The sequence below is a fragment of the Shinella sp. M31 genome (assembly GCF_049199205.1).
In the GTDB taxonomy this organism is placed as follows: domain Bacteria; phylum Pseudomonadota; class Alphaproteobacteria; order Rhizobiales; family Rhizobiaceae; genus Shinella.
In genome coordinates this window covers 28,233-48,132 of sequence record NZ_JBLZPH010000047.1, presented here as the reverse complement: position 1 = coordinate 48,132, position 19,900 = coordinate 28,233, and the positions used below count along the sequence as shown (strand labels likewise).

General features: G+C 62.3%; 15 protein-coding genes and 1 pseudogene. 12 read left to right on the top strand and 4 right to left on the bottom strand.

The window, feature by feature from the left end; genetic code table 11:
* The first annotated feature begins 88 nt into the window (after positions 1-88).
* A complete protein-coding gene (locus ACOZKU_RS07145) occupies positions 89-8,710 on the top strand; it encodes a GH36-type glycosyl hydrolase domain-containing protein (RefSeq protein WP_421578270.1) in 8,622 nt (2,873 codons plus the stop codon).
* Positions 8,711-9,115: 405 nt separating this feature from the next.
* Here ACOZKU_RS07145 and ACOZKU_RS07140 read toward each other — a convergent pair whose 3' ends face one another.
* Positions 9,116-10,015, bottom strand: coding sequence for a LysR family transcriptional regulator (locus tag ACOZKU_RS07140; RefSeq protein ID WP_421578269.1), 900 nt, complete (start codon positions 10,013-10,015; stop codon positions 9,116-9,118).
* 97 nt (positions 10,016-10,112) lie between these two features.
* Between ACOZKU_RS07140 and ACOZKU_RS07135 the strand changes: the two genes are divergently transcribed.
* The 9 genes from ACOZKU_RS07135 to ACOZKU_RS07095 all read left to right on the top strand — a co-directional run bounded on the left by ACOZKU_RS07135 (position 10,113) and on the right by ACOZKU_RS07095 (position 15,385).
* Positions 10,113-11,300, top strand: a complete 1,188-nt coding sequence (locus ACOZKU_RS07135; protein WP_421578268.1) for an MFS transporter — start codon at positions 10,113-10,115, stop codon at positions 11,298-11,300.
* A 30-nt stretch (positions 11,301-11,330) separates the two neighbouring features.
* Positions 11,331-12,077 (top strand): SDR family oxidoreductase, encoded by a 747-nt coding sequence (locus ACOZKU_RS07130; protein ID WP_421578267.1) that lies wholly within the window; start codon positions 11,331-11,333, stop codon positions 12,075-12,077.
* Positions 12,078-12,089: 12 nt separating this feature from the next.
* The gene (locus tag ACOZKU_RS07125) at positions 12,090-12,560 is read left to right on the top strand and encodes a cyclophilin-like fold protein (RefSeq protein WP_421578266.1); all 471 of its coding nucleotides are present in this window, start codon (positions 12,090-12,092) and stop codon (positions 12,558-12,560) included.
* Between the two features lie 35 nt (positions 12,561-12,595).
* A complete protein-coding gene (locus tag ACOZKU_RS07120; protein ID WP_421578265.1) occupies positions 12,596-13,033 on the top strand; it encodes a lipocalin-like domain-containing protein in 438 nt (145 codons plus the stop codon).
* 455 nt (positions 13,034-13,488) lie between these two features.
* Positions 13,489-13,740 carry a type II toxin-antitoxin system Phd/YefM family antitoxin gene (locus tag ACOZKU_RS07115; RefSeq protein ID WP_421578264.1) on the top strand — a complete coding sequence of 84 codons (252 nt, stop codon included), beginning with the start codon at positions 13,489-13,491 and terminating at the stop codon, positions 13,738-13,740.
* Positions 13,737-14,186, top strand: a complete 450-nt coding sequence (locus tag ACOZKU_RS07110; RefSeq protein ID WP_421578263.1) for a type II toxin-antitoxin system VapC family toxin — start codon at positions 13,737-13,739, stop codon at positions 14,184-14,186. The genes ACOZKU_RS07115 and ACOZKU_RS07110 overlap by 4 nt, the downstream gene beginning before the upstream one ends.
* Before the next feature lie 132 nt (positions 14,187-14,318).
* A complete protein-coding gene (locus tag ACOZKU_RS07105) occupies positions 14,319-14,573 on the top strand; it encodes a type II toxin-antitoxin system ParD family antitoxin (RefSeq protein ID WP_024271439.1) in 255 nt (84 codons plus the stop codon).
* Entirely contained in the window at positions 14,573-14,866 is a 294-nt protein-coding gene (locus ACOZKU_RS07100; RefSeq protein WP_314093709.1) for a type II toxin-antitoxin system RelE/ParE family toxin, read from the top strand. Before ACOZKU_RS07105 ends, ACOZKU_RS07100 begins: the two co-directional genes overlap by 1 nt.
* 255 nt (positions 14,867-15,121) lie before the next feature.
* Positions 15,122-15,385: an AAA family ATPase gene (locus ACOZKU_RS07095; protein ID WP_421578262.1), complete on the top strand. Its 264-nt coding sequence runs from the start codon at positions 15,122-15,124 to the stop codon at positions 15,383-15,385.
* Between the two features lie 139 nt (positions 15,386-15,524).
* Here ACOZKU_RS07095 and ACOZKU_RS07090 read toward each other — a convergent pair whose 3' ends face one another.
* Positions 15,525-16,424: a cupin domain-containing protein gene (locus ACOZKU_RS07090; RefSeq protein ID WP_421578261.1), complete on the bottom strand. Its 900-nt coding sequence runs from the start codon at positions 16,422-16,424 to the stop codon at positions 15,525-15,527.
* Between the two features lie 97 nt (positions 16,425-16,521).
* Here ACOZKU_RS07090 and ACOZKU_RS07085 point away from each other — a divergent pair.
* Together ACOZKU_RS07085 and ACOZKU_RS07080 are read left to right on the top strand one after the other, a co-directional pair.
* Positions 16,522-17,278, top strand: a pseudogene (locus ACOZKU_RS07085) (SDR family oxidoreductase).
* Between the two features lie 37 nt (positions 17,279-17,315).
* Entirely contained in the window at positions 17,316-18,257 is a 942-nt protein-coding gene (locus ACOZKU_RS07080; RefSeq protein ID WP_421578260.1) for an alpha/beta hydrolase family protein, read from the top strand.
* Positions 18,258-18,487: 230 nt separating this feature from the next.
* Here ACOZKU_RS07080 and rsgA read toward each other — a convergent pair whose 3' ends face one another.
* Both rsgA and ACOZKU_RS07070 read right to left on the bottom strand, forming a co-directional pair.
* The gene (gene rsgA, locus ACOZKU_RS07075) at positions 18,488-19,507 is read right to left on the bottom strand and encodes a ribosome small subunit-dependent GTPase A (RefSeq protein ID WP_421578259.1); all 1,020 of its coding nucleotides are present in this window, start codon (positions 19,505-19,507) and stop codon (positions 18,488-18,490) included.
* Positions 19,504-19,692, bottom strand: coding sequence for a hypothetical protein (locus ACOZKU_RS07070; RefSeq protein ID WP_421578258.1), 189 nt, complete (start codon positions 19,690-19,692; stop codon positions 19,504-19,506). The genes rsgA and ACOZKU_RS07070 overlap by 4 nt, the downstream gene beginning before the upstream one ends.
* Positions 19,693-19,900 lie beyond the last annotated feature (208 nt).

Genomic DNA, 19,900 nt, shown 5'->3' with positions numbered 1-19,900 from the left:
TAGCGCGCCTCGCCGCCCCTCAATCGCACAATGACCGCCGGGCTTTGCCTGGCCGGCTGCTTGGCCGCGTCCGGGCGAAGGAAATGTCATGGCCATAAACGAGAAGCGTGGCGTCGCAGACGCCGGCAATTCGCAAACCGCGATGGTGGAAAGGGTTGTTGCTAAGGCCGTAACCTACCCCGAGGCCGGTGCCAAATCCGTCCCCGAACCGCAAGCGATTGCCGGCGGGAAAGATGAGGGCGGCGTTCGCTCGCTTGCTTCCGGGTTCAGCCGAAGGTCGCGGGCACCGTGGAACGATCCGGCGCCAGTGCGCGAGGAATTGTTCGGAGTCGAAAGGCTTGAGCAGCACGCCGCGACCCTCGCGCTGGCACAACCGGTGACCCGGCAGCCGCCCTCGGTCCAGCCCCTGCACAAGAGATTGAAGAACAATGCGGCGGTCCTGCTTGCCGCCTATCGTGCCAGCGCCCTGGAGGTGGAGAACGAGCGCGGTGTCGTGCCCGCAGCGGAATGGCTGCTGGATAATTACCATCTGGTCGAGGAACAGATCCGCGAGATCCATGACGACCTGCCGCCCCACTATTACAGGCAGCTGCCCAAGCTCGCCGAAGGACCCTTCGCCGGATATCCGCGCGTTTTCGGCATTGCCTGGGCCTTCGTCGCACACACCGACAGCCATTTCGATCCTGAGACGCTCGTCCGTTTCATCGCCGCCTATCAAAAGGTCCAGCCCCTGACGATCGGCGAATTGTGGGCCGTGGCGATCACCCTGCGCATCGTGCTCGTCGAGAACCTGCGCAGGCTTGCCGACCAGATCACCGCCGGGCGCCGCATGCGTGCCGAGGCGGATGCGCTGGCCGATCAGCTCTTGGCGAACGAGGGTCGCGGCAGCGCGCTTGAAAAGGTCTCCGCCGACCCCTTGCCCGAGCTCTTCGCGGCCCAGCTTGCCAAACGGCTGCGGGACCAGGACCCCAGCACGACGCCGGCCCATGGCTGGCTGGAGGCGCGGCTGGCAAGGCAGGAGAGCTCGGTGGATGCCGTGGTGCGGCACGCCCAGCAGCGCCAGGGCGCGTCGAATGTCACGATCAGGAACATCATCACCAGCATGCGGCTGATCAGCGATGTCGACTGGGCCGATCTCTTTGAAAAGGTCAGCCTCGTCGATGCGCGCCTTTCGGCCGACGGCAGCTTCGCCCGCATGGATTTTGCCACGCGCAACCTCTACCGCAGCGCCATCGAAGACCTCGCCCGCGGCTCGGACCTGTCGGAGCTCGACATTGCCGGGCAGGCGGTGAAAGCCGCGCAGGCAGCACTGGTCGCCGGGGATACCGCTTCGCAAGCCGAACGCGTCGGCGATCCCGGCTACCACCTGATTGCGGAAGGGCGGCCGGCCTTCGAACGCACGATCGGGTTCCGCCCGCCCCGGCATCTGATCGCCGGGCGGCTGGCGGCGCGCACGGGCATTGCCGGCTATGCCGGGGCGATCGGCCTTGTGACGGCGATGCTTCTGGTCCTTGCGCTATGGCTGCTGTCCATCGCCGGCCTTTCCGCGCCCGGCATGATCGTCTTCGCCGTGCTGGCGCTATTGCCGGCGAGCGATATCGCGACGGCACTCGTCAACCGCTTCGTGGGCTGGAGCTATGGCGCGACCGGCCTGCCGGGGCTGGAACTCGCGCAGGGTGTCCCGCGGTCGTCGCGCACGCTCGTCGTCGTGCCGACGCTCCTGAGCAACCGTGCTGACCTGCTGGAGCAGATCGAGCGGCTGGAAGTTCATCATCTCTCGGGCGCGGGCGGCGACCTGAGCTTCGCCTTGCTGACCGATGGTAGGGACGCGCCGCAGGAGACCGTCGAAGGCGATGGCGCGCTTCTGGCGCTCGCCGTCGAGACCATCGCCGACGTCAATCGCCGGCACGGGCCTGGTCCGGCCGGCGACCGCTTCCTGCTTTTGCACCGCAAGCGCCGGTTCAATGCCGGCGAGACCCTCTGGATGGGCTGGGAGCGCAAGCGCGGCAAGCTGCACGAACTCAACCGCCTGCTGCGCGGCGCCACCGACACCAGCTTCATGGCGCTTGGCGGAAAGCCGCCGTCCGTCCCGCCGGACGTGCGCTATGTCATCACCCTCGACGCGGATACGAAACTGCCGCGCGACACGGTCCTGCGGCTGATCGGCAAGATGGCGCATCCCCTCAACCGGCCGCGCTTCGATGCAGGGCAGCAGCGGGTGGTCGATGGCTATGCGATCATCCAGCCGCGCGTCACCCCTTCGCTTCCCATCGGCCGCGAGGGCTCGCTCTATCAGCGGGTGTTTTCCGCGCCCGGCGGCATGGATCCCTATGCGGCGGCCGTTTCCGACGTCTATCAGGACCTGTTCGGCGAAGGTTCCTATACCGGCAAGGGCATCTATGACGTCGATGCCTTCGAGGCGGCGCTGGCCGGGCGCATTCCGGAGAATACCCTTCTCAGCCACGATCTCTTCGAGGGCACGTTCGCGCGGGCGGGGCTCGCCTCCGATGTCGAGGTGGTCGACGATTTTCCGGCGCGCTACGACGTCGCCGCCCGCCGCCAGCACCGCTGGACGCGCGGCGACTGGCAGCTGCTGCCCTGGATCTTCGGGCGGCGGGCGCTTCCCGCCCTCGGCCGCTGGAAGATGCTGGACAATCTACGCCGCACCCTCATCGCGCCGTCGACATTCGCGGCCCTCGCGGCCTGTTGCGCGATGCCGTTGCAGGCGGGGGTGGCGGGCGCGCTGCTGGTCGCTTCATGCATCGTCCTTCCCGCCTTCCTGCCGGTGGCCTTCGCCGTCCTGCCGCGCCGCAGCGGCCTGCAATGGAGCAGCCATGCCGTCAGGCTTGCCGGCGACATCAAGCTTGCCGCGATGCAGGCCGCGCTTGGCCTTTCCTTCCTGCCCGATCAGGCGTGGCGCAATTGCGATGCCGTGTTCAGAACTGCCGGCCGGCTGCTGGTGACGCGTCGGAAACTGCTGGAATGGACGACCGCCGCGACATCCGGAAACCGGACGCGGCTGACGCTTGCCGGCTTCTACCGTGACATGGCGGGCGGCACCGTCGTCGCGCTGGTCCTCCTGGCCGCTGCCGTCGCGTTTTCACCGGCCGCCTGGCCTTTGGCGCTGTTGCTGGTACTCCTCTGGTCGGCCGCGCCCGCCATCGCGCTCTGGGTCAGCCGGTCGCCGACGGCACGGCCGGGCCGGGCGCTTTCGGATGCCGATGCGGTGGAGCTCCGGCTCGTTGCGCGGCGCACATGGCGGTTCTTCGAAACCTTCGTCACGCCGCTGGAAAACATGCTGCCGCCGGACAATTTCCAGGAAACCCCGTTGCCCGCCATCGCCCACCGCACCTCGCCGACCAATATCGGCCTCTATCTTCTCTCGACGGTCGCCGCGCGCGACTTCGGCTGGGTGGGAACCCTTGAAGCGCTCGAACGGCTGGAAGCGACTTTTTCGACGCTCAAGCGGCTCGACCGGTTCAACGGACATTTCTTCAATTGGTACGATACGCGCGATCTGAGGACCCTTGCTCCACCCTATATCTCCTCCGTCGACAGCGGCAATCTCGCCGGCCACCTGATCGCGCTGGCGAATGCCTGTGAGGAGTGGGCCGAAGTGCCGCCGGCCGAAGACGGCCAAGGCTTCGGTGATACGCTGGCGCTCGCCCGCATGGCTCTTGGCGAGAAGGCTGGCAATCCTGGCGCCAGTCTGGCAGCCATTCTCGACGAGGCGGAAACCCTCGTGCGCGGCCCGCAATCCATCGAGGCTGCAACACCCGCATTGACGCGGCTTCTGGACAAGGCCTTGAAACTGGCTGAGCAGACAGCACCTTCCGATGGCGGTAAGGCCGCCGATCTTACCTTCTGGATCGGGGCGCTCGGGCGATCCGTCACGCAGTCCGCACGCGACCGGCAGGCGTTTCGCGATGATGTCGCCGCCGTGAAACATCGGCTTCAGGCGCTTGCGGACACCGCCCGCACCATGGCACTCGACATGGATTTCGCCTTCCTGTTCGACACCGACAGAAAACTTCTGTCCATCGGCTATTCGCTCGCCGACAACGGGCTAGACCCGAATTGCTACGATCTTCTCGCTTCGGAAGCCCGGCTTGCGAGCTTCTTCGCCATCGCCAAGGGCGATATCGGCACGCGGCACTGGTTCCGCCTCGGCAGGGCGGCGACGCCGCTCGGCAGCGGCTCGGCGCTGATTTCCTGGTCGGGCTCGATGTTCGAATATCTCATGCCGTCGCTGGTGATGCGCGCGCCGTCGGGAAGCCTGCTCGACGACACGAACCGGCTGATCGTGGCGCGGCAGGAGGCCTATGGACGGTCGCGGCATGTGCCGTGGGGCATATCGGAATCCGCCTTCAATGCGCGCGATATCGAGTTCACCTATCAATATTCCAATTTCGGCGTACCGGGGCTCGGCCTCAAGCGCGGGCTGTCGGGCAACATGGTCATCGCCCCCTACGCCACCGGCCTTGCGGCCATGGTCGATCCCCATGCCGCGCTCGAAAACTACCGGCATCTCGAATCCCTCGGCGCACGCGGCGTTCACGGTTTCTACGAGGCGCTGGACTTCACCCGCGCCCGCCTGCCCGAAGACGCGCGCGTCGAGATCATCCGCAGCTACATGGCCCATCATCAGGGCATGACCATCGTCGCTATCGCCGTCCTCCTGCAGGACGGGCGCATGCGGGCGCGGTTCCACCGCGAGCCGATGATCATGGCCAGCGAGCTTCTGCTGTCGGAGCGCATGCCGCGCGACGTGGCGATCGCCCGTCCGCGTGCCGAGGAGGTCAAGGCATCCGCCGGCATTTCGCTGAACCCGGCGCCGTCGGTGCGCCGGCTGGCGCTGCCCGTTGCCGGCGCGCCGGTCACGCATCTCCTGTCCAACGGGCGCTATGCGGTCATGCTGACGGCCTCGGGCGGCGGCTACAGCCGCTGGCGCGATATCGCCGTCACGCGCTGGCGCGAGGATGCGACCCGCGACGATTGCGGCGCCTTCATCTTTCTTAGGGACATGCAGACCGGTACGGTCTTCTCGCCCAGCCTCCCGGCGGCGGGCGACAGGGCCGAGGCCTCGGTGGTCTTCGGCGAGGACCACGCACAATATATCCGCCATGACGAGACGCTGACGACGGAGATGGATGTCATCGTCTCCGGCGAGGACGACGGCGAGGTGCGCCGCATCTGCCTCACCAACAGCGGGCGGCGGGCACGCGAGATCGAACTGACCTCCTATGCCGAACTGGTGCTCGCCACCCCGGCCACCGACAACGCGCATCCCGCCTTCGCCAAGATGTTCGTCGAGACCGAGCATCTGGCCGAATACGGCGCGCTCATCGCCACGCGGCGCCGCCGGGCGCCTTCGGAGGCCGAGATCTGGGCCGCCCATTTCGCCGTGGTCGAGGGCGATGCGATTGCCGATCCGCAATACGAATCCGATCGTGCCCGTTTCCTTGGGCGCGGCCGCACCATCGCCACCGCCGCCGCCATCCATGACGGGCAGGCGCTTTCCAACACCGCGGGAACCGTGCTCGATCCGATCTTCGCGCTGCGCCGCAGCGTGCGGATGCTTCCCGGCAAAGTGGCGCGCATCGCCTTCTGGACGGTCGTCGCGCGGTCGCGGGAGGAGCTTATCGAACGCATCGACAAGCATCACGACAGGAGTGCCTTCGAGCGGGCGAAGACGCTGGCCTGGACCCAGGCGCAGGTGCAGCTTCACCATCTCGACATGGATCTGGAGGAGGCGGCGGACTTCCAGCGCCTTACCGCGCCCGTCCTCTATGCCGACGCGCGCTTCCGTCCCGCCTCCGATGCCATTCTCGCCGTTGCCGGGCCGCAATCGGGCCTGTGGCCCTACGGCATCTCGGGCGACCTGCCGATCGTGCTCCTGCGCATCGAGGATAGCGAAGACCTTCCGCAGTTGCGCCAGATGCTGCGTGCGCACGAATACTGGCGCATCAAGCGGCTGGCCGTCGATCTGGTGATCGTCAACGAACGCGCCGCCTCCTATGTGCAGGATCTGCAGAACGCCGTCGAAGCCGCCGTGCGCTCCAGCCAGTCCCGCCCGCGTTTCGGCGACATGCCGGCGCAGGGCGCGGTGCATCTGCTGCGCGGCGATTTCCTGAACCAGGAGATGAAGAACCTCCTGAACGCGACCGCGCGCGTCGTGCTGTCGGCCCACCGTGGCCTCATCGCCGATCAGCTGGCGCGTCTTTCCGCCGACAGCGAGCGCCTGGCTCCGCTGCCGCCACGTTTTCCGTCGAAGCCCCCGGCCGAGATGGTCGCGCAGCCGGAAGACCTGGAGTTCTTCAATGGGCTGGGAGGCTTCGACAGGAATGGTACGGAATATGTGACCGTGCTGGAAAACGGCGCGACGACCCCGATGCCCTGGATCAACGTCATTGCCAATCCCGCCTTCGGCTTTCAGGTGTCGGCGGACGGCAGCGCCTATAGCTGGGCGGAAAACAGCCGCGAGAACCAGATCACGCAATGGTCGAACGATCCGGTCGCAGACCCCTCCGGCGAGGCGCTGTACATCCGCGACGAGGAGACGCTGGAGTTCTGGAGCCCGACGGCCCAGCCGATCCGGGATAACGGGCGGTATGTGGCGCGCCACGGCTTCGGCTATAGCCGCTTCGGGCATCGGGCGCACGGGATCGAAAGCGAGTTGCTCTCCTATGTGCCGCTCGCCGACCCGATCCGCATTTCGCGGTTGACGCTAACCAACCATTCGTCGCGGCCGCGCCGGCTGTCGGTCACGAGCTATGCCGAGTGGGTGCTCGGCACCCTGCGCGGTGTAAGCGCGCCGTTCATCGCCACATCCCTCGACGCCGGGACGGGGGCGATCTTCGCCCGCAATCGGTCGGGCATGGGGTTCCCCGGCCGCGTCGCCTTCGCCGATCTCGGCGGTCGTCAAACCGCATGGACCGCCGACCGCTCGGAATTCCTCGGGCGGGGCGGCAGCTCCGCGCGACCGGCGGCGCTTACAAGAAGAATGCCGCTCGGCGCTAAGGTCGGCGCGGGTCTTGATCCGTGTGCCGCATTGCAATGCACGATCGATCTCGAGCCGGGCGAAAGCATCGAACTCGTCTCCTTCCTCGGCGAGGCCACTTCGGCCAAGGAAGCCGACGCGCTGATCACTCGCTACCGCGCCGCCGATCTCGATACGGTTCTTGCCGACGTGAGCGCGCATTGGCGGACACTGTTGCAGACCGTGCAGGTCAGGACGCCGGACCGGGCGATGGATATCATGCTGAACGGCTGGCTGCTCTACCAGACGCTCGCCTGCCGCATCTGGGCGCGCTCGGCCTTCTACCAGGCCAGCGGCGCCTATGGCTTCCGCGACCAGTTGCAGGACGGCATGGCGCTGGCCTTCGCCCGGCCGGAGGAGACGCGGGCGCATATCCTGCGCGCCGCCGGACGGCAGTTTGCCGAAGGTGACATGCAGCATTGGTGGCTGCCCCATTCAGGCGCGGGCGTGCGCACGCGGATTTCCGACGACCGGGTATGGCTCGCCTTCACCGCCGCGACCTATGTCGGTACGGCCGGCGACGCGCCGATCCTCGATGAAGCCATCCCGTTCCTGGATGGGCCGGTCCTCGCCGAGGGAGAACACGATGCCTTCTTCCAGCCGACGCCCTCCGGCGAGACGGCCTCTCTCTTCGAGCATTGCGCCCGCGGCCTCGACCAGGCTGTCGCGCTCACCGGCAGGCACGGCCTGCCCTTGATGGGCACCGGCGACTGGAACGACGGCATGAACCGAGTGGGCGAGGGAGGTGAGGGCGAAAGCGTCTGGCTCGGCTGGCTGCTGATCCGTACGATCGACCTGTTCGCGCCGCTTGCCGAGAGCCGCGACCCAGAGCGCGCCGCGCGCTGGAAGGCACATGCGGAGAAGCTCAAGGCCTCCATTGAAGGGGAAACCTGGGACGGGGCCTGGTACCGGCGCGCCACCTTCGATGACGGCTCATGGCTGGGTTCGAAGGACAATGACGAATGCCGGATCGACAGCATCGCCCAATCCTGGGCGGTGCTGTCCGGCGTTGCCGATCCCGCCCGCGCCGCCACCGCCATGGCATCGCTGGAAACCCACCTGATCCGCAAGGAGGACGGCCTCGCGCTTCTCTTCACGCCGCCTTTCGATGCGACCCCACGCGATCCGGGTTACATCAAGGGCTATCCGCCGGGCCTGCGCGAGAACGGCGGCCAGTACAGCCATGCCGCCATGTGGGCGATCCTCGCCTTCGCCCAGCTGGGAGAGGGCGATAAGGCACACGATCTCTTCGCGCTGCTGAATCCGATCAACCATGCGAACACACCCGAGGCGGCAGCACGCTACAAGGTCGAGCCTTATGTGGTGGCAGCCGACGTCTATTCGGTCGCGCCGCATGTCGGTCGCGGCGGTTGGACATGGTACACCGGCTCCGCCGCCTGGATGTACCGCGCCGGCATCGAGGGTATCCTCGGCCTTCACCGGGAAGGCGCCGTTCTTGTCGTCGAACCATGCATGCCGAAATCATGGCCGCAGCTCGAGGCAAAGATCAGAATGGGGGATACGCACTACGAGATCCACGTTAGAAGGGCTTTGGATCGGCTACACAGCCTGCCATCTGCGGCGTTGGACGGCTTGCCTTTGCCTTATTTCGGTGGCCCGATACGCTTGCCCATGGATGGTTGCAAGCATGTTCTCGTGCTGATTGAATGAGGTAGCGATCAAGCTAGAAACCGCGTCAGTTCGGAATTTAACGGTGAGCCTGGTGTTCGAGGCTGGATTGCCCTGCTCGCTAGGGTCAGCCGGGCAGGGGAGGAGGGTGTGGCTTAATACCAGCTCCCCCACTCATCTGTTGATCCACCGGCTGAAGGTCAAGAACCGGAATTTCAACAAAAAAGGGAGTGTGAGCCTTACGGGTCGCAGGTTCGAGCTGGTTCAAGCCGAAGACGCCTAAATGGTATTTTCTTGAGCCATACGCGGCTCATGCGTAACGACCGCTTCGCGCCTCATCTCAGCCATTGAGCGCCTGGTTGCGCACGCCGGAAAGCGGACATCGCTTCCCACAAGGGTTTCGTCGCCTTAGCGCCAATAGGAGACATTGGGCAGTGGGGCCCAACACTATTTCCGGGGTCTATGCCGGAAAGCATCGACGAACGCCGAGAAGGCTGGCGACGGATTTCGACGGCTCGGATAATAGAGGTGATAGCCTTGGAAGCTCGGACACCATTCAGAGAGTACCCGCCCCAACCGGCCGCTCTCAACATGTCGCAAGACGAGGTCCGTCGGCACGTAGGCCAGCCCGATGCCGTCGAGTGCGGCGTCGATCGCTGGTCCGATGTTGCTCAAGGTGAGCTGACCCTCCACCCGCACGCTGAACTCGCGGCCTTCCCGCTCGAACTCCCAGGCGTAGAGCCCTCCAGAGGTTGGAAGCCGAAGGTTGATGCAGTTATAACCTGTCAGGTCCTGCGGAATTGACGGCAGCCCGTGCCGTTCGAGGTAGTCGGGCGAGGCAACGACGGAATACGACACGTCGGGTCCTATGCGCACGGCTACCATGTCACGGGCGACAGCCTCGCCAAGACGGACGCCAGCGTCGAACTGTCGCTCGACGATATTGGTGAATCCGTTGTCGACGGTGATCTCTACCGTCACGTCTGGGAAGTCCCGGAGGAATGCGGAAAGCCTTGGACGGAACACGAGCTCGACCGCGTCGTCAGGGCAGACGACCCGCACGTCGCCGGACGGCTTGTCGCGTAGCGCGCTGATGGCGCTGATCCCGGCGGCGATGCTCTCGAAGTGCGGCTGGATGCTCTCCATGAGGCGTTCGCCAGCCGCCGTGGGTGCGACGTCACGGGTGGTGCGGGACAGAAGGCGAATGCCCAACCGTTCCTCCAGCGCGCTGACTGTGTGACTGAGGGCCGAGCGTGTGAGGCCGAGCTTGGCGGCAGCACGTGTGAAACTCCGTTCCCTTGCAACTTCGAGGAAAGCTCTCATCTCGGTGAATTCGTCCCTCCGCATTGTTGAATCTCCTTCACCTCGACATGTAGATTATACCTTCTAGTCCATCAAAACCGCTTTGGCTATTTATTGCGGCAACTGCATAGGAGAGCCCGGAATGGCCATCGAACTGACAGCGAATGATTTAGTCTCGCCGGAAACCGCAGAAACGCCATGGGCGGCGGTGACCTGCCTGTCGCTCGTCACCTTTCTTCTGGTCGGATTGGAGTTTCTCCCGGTCAGCCTCCTGACCCCGATCGCCGGAGAACTGTCGGGATCGGAAGGACAGGCCGGATTGGCCATCACTATCTCGGGCGTCTTCGCTGTCGCCACAAGTCTCTTCGGCAACAGCTTTCTGTCGAAATGGGACAGGAAGGCAGTCGTCCTGCTTTACACTGGGGTTCTGGTCCTCTCCAGTCTGACAGTCGCCCTCGCTCCCGACTTCACCGTATTTCTCGTGGGTCGGGCTCTTGTCGGGGTCGCGATCGGCGGTTTCTGGTCGCTGTCGACGGCCATCCTCGCACGCCTGGCTTCGAAGTCAGACCTGCGGAAGGCAATCGCTCTGCTCCAGGGCGGCACCGCGTTCGCCATCGTTGTCGCGGCTCCTCTCGGCAGCTTTCTCGGCGGGCTGATTGGCTGGCGCGGCACCTTCCTGATCACGGTTCCGATCGGGCTTGCAGCCCTGGTCTGGCAATTCGCCGTCCTGCCAAGGATGCCTGCGACGGAAACCGTGTCGGTCAGCCGAATGCTGCACCTCCTGCGCAACCGCGCCTTCCTGATTGGTATGGCGGCGACGGGCCTCGTCTTCATGGGGATGAACGCGCTTTCGATCTATCTGCGTCCGTTTCTCGAAGGTGTCACCGGGGTGGAACTCAACACGCTCTCGTTGATGCTTCTTGGCGTCGGACTGGGCGGTTTGGCCGGGACCTCCCTGATCGGTTTCGTTCTGCGCCGACACCTGTCCGCCGCGCTGATCGGCTTGCCGGGAGCAGTCGCCTTGATCGCTCTCCTGCTGGTGGGCTTCGGGTCTTCACCTCTAGCCACCGCGGTCCTTCTCGTGCTCTGGGGATTCTTCTCGACCCCGACCCCGGTGGCCTGGAACACCTGGATGGCGAGGCTGGTCCCGGGTGAACTGGAAGCGGCGGGCGGTATGCAGGTCGCCCTGATCCAGTTGGCCATCGCAGGCGGGGCGTTTGCAGGCGGCGTTCTCTTTGACATCGCAGGCTGGTGGAGTGCTTTCCTTCTGGCCGCTCTCCTTCTCGCAGGCTCCGCCGCGTTCGGAGCGCTCGCTGGCCGCCGCGTTTGACCTCTCGACAATCTCGAACAGGAGAACATCATGTCTCAAGGAATCGAAAACAAAGTCGTCGTCATCACCGGGGCAAGCAGTGGATTGGGCGAAGCGACGGCACGCCATCTCGCCGAGCGAGGTGCCACCGTGGTGCTCGGTGCCCGGCGGCGTGACCGCATCGATACATTGGCGGACGAACTCAGCGCGATGGGATACAAGGCCAAAGCGGTCCAGACTGATGTGACAGACAGGCAGCAGGTCAGCAACCTGGTAGACACGGCGGTGAGCGAATTCGGCCGCATCGATGTCATGTTGAACAATGCCGGACTCATGCCGCTTGCCCCGCTCGAACGTCTCAAGGTGGACGAGTGGGACCGCATGATCGACGTCAACATCAAGGGCGTGCTCTACGGCATCGCCGCCGCGCTACCGCATATGAAGGCGCGGAAGTCGGGCCACATCATCAATGTCTCCTCGGTCTACGGACATGTTGTCGATCCCGGTGCCGCAGTTTATTGCGCCACCAAGTTCGCCGTCCGCGCGCTCTCCGAAGGGCTGCGCAAGGAAGTCAAACCCTACAACATCCGCACCACCATCATCTCGCCCGGCGCGGTCAGCACCGAGCTTCTCGAACATATCAGCGAGAAGGATATCCAGGCGGGAACGAAAGAGTTCGTCAGCCAGATCGCCGTTGGCGCGGACACCTTCGCCCGGACCGTCGCCTTCGCAGTGAACGAGACTGACGACGTCGACATCAACGAAATCCTGTTCCGGCCCACGGCGCAACCAGTTTGACAGGACCCGACCATGACGACGAAACCCTTGGCTATGACCCGGCGAAGGATCGTGGGCGGAGCCCTGGCAGCCGCGGCTTTGCCCTTTGCGGTACGTGGGCAGGACGGCCGCGATCCAGCCAGCCAGAAGTCGACCGACATCAAGATCAGGATGACCTTCAACGGCATGTCGATGACGGCCACGCTCTACGACAATCCGTCAGCGCGCGATCTGGTTTCGATGCTCCCTCTGGACCTGAGGATCGAGGACTTCGGTGGGAACGAAAAAATCGTCCATCTGCCGCGCAAGCTCACCGAGGACGGTAGCGGCCCGTTCGGAAACGAGCGGCCCGGCGACCTCTGCTACTTCAAGCCATGGGGCAATCTCGCCCTATTCTACGACGACTACCGCTGGGACGGCCTGATCCGTCTCGGCCGTTTCGCCGGGGGCTTCGAGCCTCTGCTCGTTCGCGGCGCATACCCCGTGCGCATCGAACGGATTTGAACCATCCACGTCATCATCCGAGAAGGAACAACTGAATGAAAAACCTCAAGATCGCACTTATGGCACTGACGCTAACCACATCCTCTCCAGCATTCGCCCGTGACAGCACGTCTGAGATAACAGGGACGTGGCGCATGACGTCGCTGCAAGTCACCGACGCGGGCGGCAAGAAGATAGAAATCCCCTATTCGGGCCAGGTCATCTTCTCCCAAGGCGGAACGCTCTCGGTCCAGGCGATGAACCCGGACGCCGCCGCGGATCCGACGCCCTACACAGCAAATGGCTACGAGGCATATTATGGCCCGGTTGAAATCGATGAAGCCGAAAAGACGTTCGCCATAACAGTGGAATCGTCGCTTGTCCGAAATCTCATCGGCCAGCGCATGGAGCGCAAGTTCGAGGTCGACGATCAACTCACGATCATGCCTGCCGATCCCAAAGAGGGTTGGCGCGTCACCTACGAACGGCTCTGAAAGGAGGGCCGCAATGAAAGGGAAATCGCAACAGAAGGAGGCGCTCGACTCGAACGAGGAGCGCCTCCTTCTGTAACCCGGACGACATCAAACGTGGACAATGGCAGGTGGCCCGGACGGGCACGTTCCTTTTTCAGCGCGCTGACAGTCGCCCCCTTGGATGGCTGCTATGGGCCAAACTCTGACCACATCGCGGGATGCCTAGATGTCCGCTATGCCATTCGTCGCTCCAACACCGGACATTCCGTTCACGGCCCCATATCAGCCATTCCCGAGGGCAGGTAGTTGCCCCTGTACGGAAATTCAGCGCGAACTTATCGGCCAAACAACGGGGTCGGTGGTTCGATTCCTTCACGAGCAGTGTGACCGCGAAATAGGACAAATGGCATCGGCAAATTGACTATCGCGAGCGATAGAGGTATGACTATATGTGGTCATTTTTTTCAGGAGGTCTCATGTCGAGTATTAGCGTTGCTGAGGCAAAAGCTGGATTCGCTGGACTTGTCGACGAAGCCGCGAAGGGCGAGTTTGTTACAATAACAAGGCATGGAAAACCTGCAGCGGTGATAGTAAGCGTTGAGGCTGCGGAGGCAGCAAAGAAGGCGCTGATGAAACCGAAGGCAAACTTTGGAGATTTCTTGTTGACCTTTCCAGGTGGAGTAGACCTTGACCGCGATCATTCCGATATGCGCGGCGCCGACCTGTGATCGCCTACCTGCTGGATACCAATATCATCAGCAAATTTGCACCTGACAAGAACCCGCCCTCTACCGCTGTTCGCGATTGGTTTCACCAGCAGGGTGCGGCCAATGCTCTATTCTTGTCAGCTATGACAGTGGCTGAGGTCGAGAAGGGACTACGTTCCCTCCATCGCCGTGGTGGTTTTGAACGTGCGAAAAGGCTTTCGCTCTGGTTAGATTTCATTACCACCACCTTTGATGATCGTATCTTGCCGATGGATGCTGTTGTGGCTCGCATTGCAGGAGCTATGGAAGATGAAGCGAGAGGAAAAGGCCAGAGCCCAGGGCTCGGTGACATTATCATCGCCGCGACGGCTCGCGCGTACAATCTGACGATTGTGACCGAAAATTTGCGGCACTTCGAACCTTTGAATGTGGCCGTAGACCTTCCGGCTTTTTTCAGGGCCGCTTAAAATAACCAATCTAGCGGTTCGCGCGAACTACGAGGCATAGGTTCGTATCTGTTCAAGAGCCTGCCGCAGGGCAACCGATGGTTTGACAAACTTTGCCATTGACTGATATCGTTACCCACCAAGGAGATTCAAATGGCGACGATGAACGTATCCCTGCCGGACCCCATGAAAGATTGGGTTGAAGCCCAAGCTAAGACCGGTCGGTATTCGAATGCGAGCGATTACGTCAGAGACTTGATCCGCAGAGATCAGGCCCGTACCGACAAGATTGCCGAGATGCAGCGGTTTGTTGATGACGGAATTAGAAGCGGTGTTGGGAGCCGTTCAGCAGACGAGCTGTTTGCTGCAGCCACCACGCGAGCCGAGATCAGCCGCGGACGCGCTTGATGCCATTCATCCTATCGGTCCAAGCGGAAGAGGATGTAATCTCAATTGCCGAAGAAGGCATTCGCGTCTTCGGAGCATTGGTTGCTAAACGATATCATGATGAGCTCTTCAATTTGTTGGAGCTAATTGCCGGCAATCCACGAATGGCGCGTGAGCGCCATGAGATTTCTCCGCCTGTTAGGATCCATCCCTTCAAGGCACACCTTGTAGTTTATCGCGTCAAAGAGGATGGAAGCGTCTTTGTGATCCGTATCAGGCATAGCCACGAGGATTGGGCAGCAGATTCGCTTTAGTAAATTGTTTTGTCGAGTTCATGACTTGCTGGTCATAAGTTCGAACTTCATCAAGAGCAATACGACTTGAATCCTCACTCCAACACGCCTCCGCTCACTTCTTCTCGATAGCTGGCTGTTCCCATCAAATTTCCGAAATGGACGGCATTAAGTTCCGGATTGGACGAAGTTGCAATCCGAATTGGACGCTTGTAAACTCCGGCCTGAACGCATCGGCAACCCTAGAATTTGGTAGCGATCAGGAGGAAAAATAGAGTGAAAGGGGAAAGTCCTTCTAACCTCCTTTATCCGAGAGGCGCAGCCGAGCGAATTAGAGTCGCGCTCAAAGATACGCCAGTCGTACTTGTGAACGGACCGCGGCGGTGTGGCAAGACGATCTTGGCTCGAACCCTGCTCCAGACAGACCGTCCGTATTTCACGTTAGATGACGAAACGACCTTACTATCAGCAAAGACCGATCCAGTCGGCTTCGTTCATCGATCGCGCTTGGTCGATCTGCGCGGTTGCGAATTCCCTTAGTCGTGGCGTGCCGACGACGCTGAAGGTGGTATGATCAAACGGAAGACCGGAAGGGCCGGGACACTATCGGGGACGGCCGATAGCAGGTCCGTCATCTCTTAGCTGAAAGATGTGCGCTTGACCTGACTACCGCGGTGTCTCATGCCGCAGTGTTTGCCCGCGAGTAGGCTCCAGGCGGCATTCCCACATGCCGATTGAAGGCAACGCTGAAGGCGCTTGTTGATCCATAGCCGACGCGCTGTGCGATGTCCGCCATGGCCATTTCTTCGCGGAGGAACTCTTTTGCCAGTGCCATGCGCCATCCGGTCGCATATTCCATCGGCGCAACACCAACTTCCTTGCGGAAGCGATCGAAGAAGGTCGAACGAGACATCGCAGCCTCCTGGGCAAGCGTCTCCACCGTCATGCTGCGACCCGGATCTGCGTGGATGCGTCGCAAGATCGGTGCCAACAGCGGATCGGCCATGCCCCGCAGGAGGCCCGGCGGCGCCTTGGCACTTGCTGCCGATCGTATCGCATCAATGAACAGCACTTCGAGCAACCGGTGAAGCACCATTTGGCGCGCGGCACGATCAGCCCTCGTCTCCTCGTTGATCATGCGGACGAGAGCCATCAGTCGCTCTTCGCCATGAACATGGACGACCTCCGACAGCAGAGAAACAAGCAGCGCTTTGTCATCCGAGCCGAAAGCACAATGTCCGACCAGTGCCTTGATCTCCGCCGGCGCCTCCGGGTCACCTAGACGGAAGACACCGGGACTGGTTTCCAGACGCTGGGCAAGTGCGCCGCGTGGTGGCGGCTCCAAGCTGCTCATCGTGAAGGAAAAGATCTTCGGGACCAGGACGAAGTCACCCTGAGTGAGCACCATTGGCTCACGACCGGCAATTGTCATCAGGCAACGACCCTCGACCACGGCGCAGTAGAAGGGGCTTCCGAGCTCCGTTCGCTCAACCAGCCACCGACCGCCGCCCGTCACCAGCTTTGAGATTGACGGGCTTGGCTTCAACAATGAAACCACTTCGGCGACCGGATCGGTCATGTTTTGGACTTCCGCTAAACACTATTGGACTTACGCATATAGCAAGTCCGGGTGATCAGGTCCATCTTCAGTCTAGTTAAATGTCAGGAGACGGAACGTGTCAAAGATCCTCATCACCGGTTGCTCGTCCGGTTTCGGCCTCGCCATCGCGCAGAAATTCTTGCACGCCGGATGGGACGTGGTTGCGACGATGCGCACGCCGCGCCACGACCTGCTTCCGCCGAACGACAGGCTCGAAATACTGCCGCTGGATGCCACCAGCGCGGACAGCATTGCTGAGGCGGTCGAAGCGGCCGGCACGATCGATGCTCTGGTCAACAATGCCGGCGTCGGCATGTCAATGTGCTCGAAGGTTCGGAGATGTCGAAGGTGCGCGAACTGTTCGATACAAACGTCTTCGGCGTAATGGCGATGACAAAGGCTGTCCTCCCGCAGATGCGGATTCGTCGCTCAGGCGTCATCGTCAACGTCAGTTCCGCCGTCACGATAAGGCCGTTGCCCGCGCTTTCGGTCTACAGCGCCAGCAAGGCGGCCCTTAACGCATTTACGGAGAGCCTCGCGCTCGAAGCGGCCCTACTTGGCATCCGTGCCAAACTTGTTTGCCCGGCTCGGCCCCGACGACCGGCTTCGGCAAGAATGCTGTCTCTCGCATGGGCATGGAAATTCCCGAGCCATATACCGCTTTCGTCAACGACTACATGACCGAGTTGCGTTCGGGCGCGCAAGTCACCACTGCGGATGCGGTTGCAAAGGCCGTCTGGCGGTCTGTGACAGAGATCGATGCGCCGATGAAGATCCCGGCCGGCGCCGACGCGGAAATCTCGTATCGCGAAGCGGGTCACTCGCTCGCCTGAACATCACCACCCGAATCCAGCTTGAAGGTCCAGACCCATGAACAATCTGATCAATCTCGCCAAGCATATTCCGACGCCTGAAGCCGCTCTGACCGTGGCCTACACGCCGATCCATCTCGCGATGCCGGGCCGCCAGCCGTTGGAACTGCGTCTGACTGCGCCCACAAGCGGCGACAAACTGCCGATCGTGCTGCTGTCGCATGGCTACGGACCTTCCAACTATATCCCGTCTAAGGACGGCTACGCTTCCCTTGTCCAGTTCTGGGCGGAAAGAGGGTTTGTTGTAATCCAGCCAACGCATGCGAGTTCGCGGGTCGGTGGTCTGCCGTCGGATGCGCCCGGCGCGCCGTTCTTCTGGCGTGAGCGGGTCGAGGAGCTGAAGGCAATCCTGGACCACTTGCCCGAGATCGAGAGACAAGCGCCGGCCGTTGCTGGGCAGATGGATCATACACGCATCGGCGCGGTGGGCCATTCCTTTGGCGGCCACACGGTCGGGCTCCTGCTTGGCGCACAGGTGAATGGTGAGGATTTTTCCGATCCTCGCATCTCGGCGGGTATTCTCCTGACAACGCCGGGACGCGGCGGCAACGATATGACCCCTGAGAGTGCTGCCCGGTTTCCGTTCTTCGACGTCGAGTTCTCGGCCCTGACGAGATACAGCCTCGTCGTTTGCGGTGATATGGACAATCCACATTTTACAACCCGCGGCCCTGATTGGCATGCGGACGCGTTCCGTGATGCGCCGGGCGCCAAAGCAATGCTGATGATGCACGGGGTGGGGCATGGACTCGGCGGGATCGCCGCGCTGGACGCAAAGGAAACAGAGACTGAAGCGCCAGACGTGCTGGAAGCAACACGGCGTCTCACGCTCGCATGGCTTCAGACCGCGCTCGGCGCGGACGAGCGCGCTTGGCCCCGCGCGTGCCTAGCTTTAGAGGGTGAGGCTGCACCGCTTGCGACGGTCACAGAGAAGCGCTGAACTGGCGAGGAGCTTGGGGTGCCGGCGCTCGACGCCGGGCCGTGGCGTTCGCAGATCACGGCAAGGAGAGCGCCGGGCATGCGAGCCGCTGCTTATTATCCATACCAAAAGTGCGCGTACTCGTATCTGACAGCCAGTACGGTACCCGCAGGCTTAGTCCTCATGCTCAGTGTGAATGTCTAGGATCAGTAGCGTGTTGGTGGGCGACAGCCGTGCGCTGCATTCGAGCGTCAGTATCTCATCTTCCTGACCACCTTGTTCCCTCGCGGCCCAATTACAACAGGTGTCCGGTTACGGTTTTCAGAATGCAGACCGCGCCAACGTTCGAGGCGATCCGGATCGAGGGTGCCACTCGCGATCGCGGCCTGGACGGCGCACCCCGGTTCGTGGGCATGGGTACAGTCGCGAAACCGGCAGAGTGCAGCTAGTTCTGTGACTTCAGCGAATAGCATGTCTATTCCGTCAGTGATGTCGCTCACATAGAGCGTTCTGATCCCCGGCGTATCGATCACCCAGCCACCGCCTGGAATGGCGTGCAGAGACCGCGCCGTGGTGGTGTGACGTCCCTGCGCATCATATTCACGGATGGTGCCGGTCTTCTGATTTGTGTCAGATCCCGACAGGGTGTTCACCAGTGTCGACTTTCCGACACCCGATGATCCCACCAATGCGACTGTCCGACCAATCCCGATCCAGGGTTTCAACAGGGAGATTGCGTCGGCTGAGCGTCCATTCAGTGCGACAACCGGCAGGCCGCGCTGCAGTGCTTCAGCCTGTGACTGAAACGAGCCGACATCCTGTGCAGTATCGGCTTTCGTTAAGACGATGACCGCATCGCTCCCGGCCTCGCGTGCCATGATAAGGTAACGTTCGAGCCGCGCCGGGTCAAAATCGGCGTTGCAGGAAGTCACAATGAATAGGGTATCGACATTGGCCGCGACCAACTGTTGCTGGCCGCGGTTGCTTTCCGGCCGTCGCTGAAACACGCTCTTCCGGTCGAGCCTGGTGACGAGCATGTCAGTCAATGGATCGGCAAGAACCCAGTCGCCGACAGCGAAATCAGCGGTATTGCTGTTTCCCGGCAATTCCAGGCCAACAGGTCCCCTCACATCGATCGCCTCGAGGCGTGCGCGGTGGACAGAAGCGATACGCCGGGGAACGAGATCAGCCTCACCGGGTCCGACTTGATCCGCAAAAAACGTGGACCAGCCGAGCTGTTCCAGTGACGAGGGAGTTGGGCCCGCTGTCAAGGTTTGTCGCGCCCACTTTGCACGATGCGTCTCGGCAGTGAGTTCGCATAGGCAGCGGCTTCCCCGGAATAGGGAAATTCGTCACCGATCTGACGATCGCCGTCGAAGACTTTGAAGGTCGGCCCCTCGAGCTCGACGATCTTGTAGCCGTTTACATAATCGAACTTTGGCGTTTTCCAGCCCATCGTAAACCCTTCAATCGGGCCACCATCTCAATTGCCGAAATGGTGGCGTGTATTACACCCGCGGAAGCTTGCTAGTATCAGGTGGATGGGAAAAAATCTGCAAAATGCGGTGGCTCCTCGATCAATTGGCAAGGCGCCCGATCCGAACCGATCGGGCCTGGACAGAACAAGGGAACGAGGCTTGCGCGTAGCTGACCAGAACGACAAA